Below are 6,818 nucleotides of genomic sequence, written 5' to 3'. Positions count from 1 at the left end.
CATCGATCACTGGCTCAAACAGTACAATCACACGCGTCCTCATCAGGCGCTCAATATGCGCACACCGGTTCCACAAACTATATTAGAGAGAGCCCAAATCAGTGGCCCAGATACAGGGGGCTAGACAGAGTTATTGGTAGTCTCGGCTACCCATTGACGTCGTTCAGCATGCAGGTAGTCGCGATGGGGCCATTAGCGGCCCGGCTTTTGGGCAAGATCTAGTGCAGGCGGTGCAGATATTCTCCGGCGCTGAACTGAAGCGCAATTACTTTCTTTGTGCAAATACCTCACAAATGTTGTCGAAAAAGATCGTTTGGCATCGTGCGTAAACCGCATCTATGCTTGAAGGTGAGGAGTCGTGAAATGCAACAACATACCACTATCTCTGTAACGCCCTCGACGGCGGCTCTAGGCGCGTGCATTACGGGTGTCGATCTATCGAAAGAGAATTCTTCGTCCGACATGGAAGTAGTGCGACAGGCGCTCCTAGATAATCTAGTAATTTTTTTCCCCGATCAGATCCTAACGCCCAGTCAGCACAGGGCGTTTGCCCGGAGGTTTGGGCCGTTAGATATACATCCTTACTCTGTTCCATTGCCTGATTATCCAGAGATTCTGGAGATTGTTAAAGAAAAAGGAGACGTTACCAACTTTGGCGGTGGATGGCACATCGACATGACTTACATGGAAACCTCACCACTCGCTACCATTCTGGTCGCTAAGGAGATTCCTGACAAAGGTGGCGATACCCTATTCGCCAACATGTATACAGCTTACGCTACTTTGTCGGATGGAATGAAAGAAATACTTGAGGGAATGGTATCCGTGCACGGCTCTGGATCAACATATGGCAGTGCGGGTAGAATGAACCAACACGTTCACTCGACAAAAGTGATCGTGACCGACGAAAAAGAACGCATTGCCGAACACCCAGTTGTCCGAACACATCCTGAGACGGGATTAAAATCACTTTTTGTCAATCGGGATCACACTTATAATATCATGGGCCTTCAGGATGATGAGAGTAAGGCAATCTTAGACTTCTTGTATGAACATAGCGCAAAACCTGAGTTCACATATCGCCATTCATGGACCAAAAACTCCGTCGTCATGTGGGACAATCGGTGTACGCAACACAACGCGCTGAATGATTACAGTGGCCAGAAGCGCGCCGTTCATCGTATCGTCGTTCGTGGCGACAAACCAAAGTGACACACATTCTGGTGTTTGCCTATCTGCTTTGGTTGTGAGCTTGCAAGGCCGACGAGAATTTCGTCTGCCAACCTATGATCATCAACTAATCCGTCAGCCGTCGCCTGCTCGCCGATGAGGTATATATGTCTTTTAAGTATACGGTTCGCTACAAGGGGTTCCGGTGCTCAAAAAATACAGAGGACCAATTGTCCCGCAGGGGCGAAGTAATAGCGAACATGGGCGCGGGCTCTCCTACAAAGATAGGCGACCCATATCCGGCGCCGAAGGAGGGAGGCGTCGAAGCAGAGCATTTGAGGGCCGAAGCCGACGACACAATTCTCTGGGAGAGCGATACGCTTTCGGAAGTATTGACCATCATAGTCAGTGTGCTCGAGGAAGAGGAGAAAGAGGCCTTTGATACCTCCGGGAGCCTAGTAGGGGCCATCTCAAAGATTGGAGGGTCCTCGGAAAGAAAAGTGGCGTAGGGACAGTTTTTGGCGCTGTCTGGGGCGCCGCTGAAACGGTTAAGGCAATCAGGCCCAACCCGGATAGATATAATGATCTAGGTGTCGTCGTTCTCACATTAACTTGGGACGATTGCGTCCGTTTGTTGCGGTCACAGCGACGGTAGTCACATTCCAATATTGCAAATATCAGAACTGTTCATTTGGAACCTGATGGCATCGGGCGATACATAGTCTACTTTCTTTTGACCGGACCAGGAGCCATAGATGCTGGCACCGACAACGTAAAGTCCACTTTTTTCCAGATGTCTTCCGAATCACTAACTCCTCCTAGATGGCGAGATCTTCAACTTGGTCATAAAGTCGCAAAGGATCGAGAATATACGCATTTCGTAAGACGAACGAAACATATACGCGGAGTTGAACCTCGATGGTCGCGTCAAAGCCCTTCAATTGAAGTCGCTGGCGGGAACGGCCGCGCACGTTTGAGCTACGACAAGGCGTGGAACGCTTTACATGAGTATCCAAACGACGATCTGACAGCTCGCGAGTGCCTTGGGCCCGCCGTTCTTGCTGAAAAACTTCGGAGCTTTCGCGCTCGAGGTACGGAGAGATCACGAGGCTACGAGTTCGAGACGGAGGCGACGCAATGCCTCTTCCTGCTGCAAGCAGACAATGCCGCCGCAATCTACCCGGAAAAACCTACCTTTTCATTTGGAGCACCGCAAGATCCGGACCAGGGATTGAAGCTGGAAGCGCTACTCAACTTTCCAAGGGACGCGTCGCATGTCGATATTCATCGACTTTCAGCTGAGGAAGACGGCTTTTTTGCTTACCAGCCGTGGCGCAACGAGTTAACGATATATCGCTACGGGCGAGGCGGTTGGCGAGCAGGAACTTCAAGACGTTACCCCGGTTTTTTACACACTGTTGAGAAGGTGCGGGTTGAAGACTTCGCAGGAAATCTCGAATGGCACCAAGTTGTTTCAGGACAGTTCTATGAAGAAGGCGTTGGATCCTTTCTGTTTTACAGGCGTGGTGACCATACGCCTAAGGGCCTCTTGAATCATGTAATTCTCGATGGCAATACGCCTAGAACTGTGTCTTCAATAGAGACGGAGCCCGACTGGGAACATATTTTCCCATTTGGTGAGAACTATGCGTTCTTTTCGCGCGATGGAGGTCGCGAAATACAGATAATTCGTATCTCTGATTTCGCGGTAATTGGCGGTGAGCTAGATGTCGGTCCTGGATATGCTTTCTTTAATCTGATCGCACCTAGAACATATGACCTGGGATTGATCGAAGCCGTCGAAACGTATTCCGGCGGGTTGGTGCCTGAGTTGCCATCTGACGGCCCGGATCAGAAATTCCCGTTTGCCTAAAGAGAGTGGGAGTGGATGTCTTGTGCTGTAGTGGTATACTTGTCTCACTAAGAGTCTGTCAGGTGGGAAGCGGTCGGTCTCGAATGTGCGGTGAACGATAGTGCGGTTGTTCGTTTGGCTGAATTGAGGAGGCACAAACGACTATCTTCACCAACTCCTTCGAGGAAAGACACTATGCAGATCCAGAACAACGACGACTTGTTCGCTTTTTGAGTGGCGCTGATCGAAGCACGGCAAGTGCCCGATGCCTGTTATGCCACAGACAAATCACTCTCGGACATGAACCCTTTCGACGCTGACCGCCTGTCTGACGTCAGCGCCAATACTTCAATTCTTCCAGGCTACACACCGATCCAATTCGCGCAGCCAGATCTTCGACGGTGCCATCGTGGATGAACTGGCTTGAAAGCGCGACCACCAGCCGGGCAGGCCCGTCCAGCATGTCCGGACAAGCGCCGCCCAACGTCAGTGTCACGTCTTTCCAGGTGCCCACCTTCGGTCACTGTGCAACGCCCCCATAGGCGGGGTCGACCTTCGCCCCAGGACCGCTACAGGCCGGAATGGGTCCGGTGGCCGCAAAGGACGCACCTGCGATGATCAGAAAGATCATCGCAAGCGCTGCGCGGGCATTCTTTCGACATCGCATCATGGTTGACCACCGGGTCACGGTGCCCCAGGGCTTTCCGTCATTCGTAGCGGTGCTGGAACGTAATGACGCTTCCGTCCGCCCGGGTCAGATTGCGCGCGTAGATTTCCAGCGGCCCCAGATCGTCGTCGACGAAGCCGTTCACGGTGACGGCCTCGCCAACATCGGCGGGCACCCAGTTTGGTCCGACATAGATGCGCACCCGGCCCGTTGCATCGGCAAGGCGAAACTCATCCTCGTCGGTGATCCGCTCGACGGTGCCCTGCACGGTCACCATGGTGCCCCGCTGGAGAGTGTTGATCGGCGTAACGGTCACGCTTGCATAGGCGGCGGTTGCAAACACGGCCACCAGGGCCACGGTGGCTGCAAAGGTCTTCATGAGATGGTTCCTTTCATGAGTGTCAGTCTTGTGGGGACGGGGACCTTGCGATCCCCGATTTGGTGAAACGGTCTAGTCGAGCGCAATGCCCACGAGGACGAGCAGGGCCAGGCCCGCGGCGACGAGAAGCATCCGTGACACCCGGATCTCGACCTGGTCCGACAGCCAGTTTCCCGTATCTTGCTGATCGGTTTGCTGTGGTTCGTTCATGATTGGCTCCTTTCATGGATCATCTATCAATCGGATAGGAGCCTTTTGCCGCCCCAGCCTGACGGCAGTCTGACGGGGTGTCAGATTTCCGCGGACGGGAACGACAGAATGAACTCGGCCCCGCCACCAGTCGCGGAACGCGCCTCGACACGCCCGCCCTGCGCGCGCTGGAGCCGATCGACGATGGCGAGCCCCAATCCGGCCCCTCCGGGCACCGCGCCCTCGCCGCGCCAGAACGGTCTGAAAAGATGGCACTCAGCCTCGGGCGGAAGGCCCGGCCCATGATCCCGCACGCGCAGCGTAGCTCCGGGGCCGACCGCTATCTCAACCGGACCGACGCCGCCGTGAAGAATGGCATTCTCGATAAGATTGGAGAGCGCCAGTTCCACACCCTCGGCATCGGACTGCGCCATGACGGGGTCGTCGGGCAGAGCGAGCGATAGCTCTATCCCCTTGGAATAGGCGAAAGGTGCAAGCGCAGCCGTGGTGCTTTCCGCGATATCACCAAGGTTGACCGCGACATGCTCTCCGACCGTCAGCACGTCCGCCCGTGACGAGGCAAGCACCTGCTGCACCGTCCGGGAAAGGGCAGAGAGATCCGCGCGCAGCCGGTCTGTCGTCTCGCCTGGCGGCAGCCCGTCGAGCCGTGCAACCAAAACGGCGACCGGTGTACGAAGGGCATGGGCCGCTTCTGCTGCGTGACGTTTTTCGGCGGCAAGCGCGGCTGTCAGCCGGTCGAGCGAGCGTTGGGTCGCATCGATCAGATCGGCGATCTCAGCCGGCACCTGGGCCGTCGGCGGCTGTGGCGCCGGTGCCCCGGGTCGAAGGTTGCGCGCCCATTCTGCTGCAGCCGCAATCGGGGCAAGGCCGCGGCGGATGAGAAAGATATTCGCCCCGATGAGGAGGAGCACCAGCGGCAAGATCGGAAGCCAGACATGTTCGTAGAACTCATCCACGAACGCGTGCCAAAGAAGACGTGCCGGATCGGACGCCATGACGAAGACCACCCGCAGACCATCTTGACGCTGCGCGAACTCTTGCCCGGCAACCACCAGATAACCGTCGGGTGTATCGAGACGCGTGAACCAGTCGTCCGCGAAAACATCGGTCGCCGACGGGGGGATCAGGCCGGGGTTCATTGCATCGACGACGGTTCCGCCACGATCCACGAGTGCGAAAGCATAGGCATCAGGGTGCATCGCATAGAGGACCCGGACCGCATTGTCGTCCGGCAGAACGTCGCCTTCAAGGGCATCTCGCAGCCGCTCGGTCTCGCGGGTGAACACCTCGCTTTCGAGCCCTCTGAGATCAGAGCCGTAGTAGATTCCGACCGCAAGGGAGTTCAGCAGAAAGACGACGACGGCAAGCAGCACCAGCCGCCGCGTCAGGACCTGCGCCAGCGATGGTGCGGCACGGCTCACCGGGTATCCTCTCTTGGCAACATCCAGCCAACGCCGCGCACGGTGACGATGGGTATTGGACAGCCAGCGGCCTCAAGTCCTCGACGCAGCCGCGAGACGGCGGCTTCGAGCGCATTTGGCCCAACGTCATCGTCGAAGCCATAGATCGCCTCCTCCAGAAAACGCCGGGGCGCGACCCGCCCGGAGGCTCGCATTAGTTGCTCCAGGACACCCAGTTCCCGGCGACCAAGCGGCACGGGCACTCCATTCACGCTCGCACTCCGCGCGGCGGTGTCGAACGCCAGCGCCCCGATCTGGAGCGTCGTGTCGGACCGGTCGCCCGGCCGACGAAGCACTGCGCGGCAGCGCGCGATCAGTTCGGGCATTTCGACCGGCTTCACGACATAGTCGTCTGCCCCGGTGTCCAGCCCTGCAAGACGGTCGGAGAGCTGGCCTCGCGCCGTCAGCACGATGACGGGCACCCGCCCCCCGTCGCGCAGCACTGGCAACAAGCGCAGTCCGTCGTCGTCCGGCAAGCCGAGATCGAGCAGGATAAGGGCGTAGTCCGTTAGCTCCGCCATCTCGCGCGCCTCTTCTGCGGTGCCAGCATGGTCAACGGCGAAGCCCGATCGGCGCAGGGCATCTCTGACCGCCTCGGCAAGCGGCGGGTGATCCTCGATTAGCAGGACACGCATCTTATGTTCTTCCTTCAGGTGTCCCACAGCAAAGGGACATGCAGGCTCCTCTTGCTGTTGTCCATGCGGAGGACCAATTGCACTCGCCGTTACGGCGGATGTATCGCACAGAAGTCTGACCGGAGCCTGACGAGACGGCATAGCCCAAAAACCTCCGAACAGATGTCTGCTCACCGCAGAAGGCATCCGCCTTTACTTCTTCTGGAGGACACAGCTCCCACGAAATGCACGACCCGTTTCAGCTGCCTGACACGATAAGGGCATGTTGTAGCTGAATGTCGGTCTGGGAAGGCGCGACGCAACCCACATACCACGATGAAAGGCGTCTGTGGGTGGCTCCTGCATTGCAAGAGGTTTCTAGCGATTTCTGCGGTCGTTTTTGTCAGTACCGTCGTCTGTCCGGCCTGTTTGGGTGGCGACATTGTCGGCACTGGCCTTGATGAGT

General features: G+C 56.8%; 9 protein-coding genes. 4 read left to right on the top strand and 5 right to left on the bottom strand.

Annotated elements, in window-relative coordinates; translation table 11 throughout:
- Position 1 precedes the first annotated feature (1 nt).
- From AADZ90_RS22365 to AADZ90_RS22350, 4 genes are all read left to right on the top strand, one after another.
- Complete coding sequence (locus AADZ90_RS22365; RefSeq protein ID WP_411997129.1) at positions 2 to 124, top strand: integrase core domain-containing protein; 123 nt, start codon at positions 2 to 4, stop codon at positions 122 to 124.
- 239 nt (positions 125 to 363) lie between these two features.
- Positions 364 to 1,212, top strand: coding sequence for a TauD/TfdA dioxygenase family protein (locus tag AADZ90_RS22360; RefSeq protein WP_367312815.1), 849 nt, complete (start codon positions 364 to 366; stop codon positions 1,210 to 1,212).
- Between the two features lie 125 nt (positions 1,213 to 1,337).
- The gene (locus AADZ90_RS22355; RefSeq protein WP_367312814.1) at positions 1,338 to 1,679 is read left to right on the top strand and encodes a hypothetical protein; all 342 of its coding nucleotides are present in this window, start codon (positions 1,338 to 1,340) and stop codon (positions 1,677 to 1,679) included.
- 464 nt (positions 1,680 to 2,143) lie between these two features.
- On the top strand, positions 2,144 to 3,043 hold the full coding sequence (locus AADZ90_RS22350) for a hypothetical protein (RefSeq protein ID WP_367312813.1): 900 nt from the start codon (positions 2,144 to 2,146) through the stop codon (positions 3,041 to 3,043).
- A gap of 313 nt (positions 3,044 to 3,356) precedes the next feature.
- Here the strand turns inward: AADZ90_RS22350 and AADZ90_RS22345 are convergent, their stop codons facing one another.
- From AADZ90_RS22345 to AADZ90_RS22325, 5 genes are all read right to left on the bottom strand, one after another.
- Positions 3,357 to 3,536: a hypothetical protein gene (locus tag AADZ90_RS22345; protein ID WP_411997179.1), complete on the bottom strand. Its 180-nt coding sequence runs from the start codon at positions 3,534 to 3,536 to the stop codon at positions 3,357 to 3,359.
- Positions 3,537 to 3,729: 193 nt separating this feature from the next.
- The gene (locus AADZ90_RS22340; protein WP_367312811.1) at positions 3,730 to 4,068 is read right to left on the bottom strand and encodes a NirD/YgiW/YdeI family stress tolerance protein; all 339 of its coding nucleotides are present in this window, start codon (positions 4,066 to 4,068) and stop codon (positions 3,730 to 3,732) included.
- A 72-nt stretch (positions 4,069 to 4,140) separates the two neighbouring features.
- Positions 4,141 to 4,278: a hypothetical protein gene (locus AADZ90_RS22335; RefSeq protein WP_367312810.1), complete on the bottom strand. Its 138-nt coding sequence runs from the start codon at positions 4,276 to 4,278 to the stop codon at positions 4,141 to 4,143.
- Positions 4,279 to 4,358: 80 nt separating this feature from the next.
- Positions 4,359 to 5,699, bottom strand: coding sequence for a sensor histidine kinase (locus AADZ90_RS22330; protein ID WP_367312809.1), 1,341 nt, complete (start codon positions 5,697 to 5,699; stop codon positions 4,359 to 4,361).
- The gene (locus tag AADZ90_RS22325) at positions 5,696 to 6,373 is read right to left on the bottom strand and encodes a response regulator transcription factor (RefSeq protein WP_367312808.1); all 678 of its coding nucleotides are present in this window, start codon (positions 6,371 to 6,373) and stop codon (positions 5,696 to 5,698) included. Before AADZ90_RS22325 ends, AADZ90_RS22330 begins: the two co-directional genes overlap by 4 nt.
- Positions 6,374 to 6,818 lie beyond the last annotated feature (445 nt).

It is taken from the genome of Aestuariibius violaceus (assembly GCF_040779325.2).
GTDB lineage: Bacteria > Pseudomonadota > Alphaproteobacteria > Rhodobacterales > Rhodobacteraceae > Aestuariibius > Aestuariibius violaceus.
Note: the sequence above shows the minus strand (reverse complement) of the source record. Positions and strands in the feature narration are given on the sequence as shown.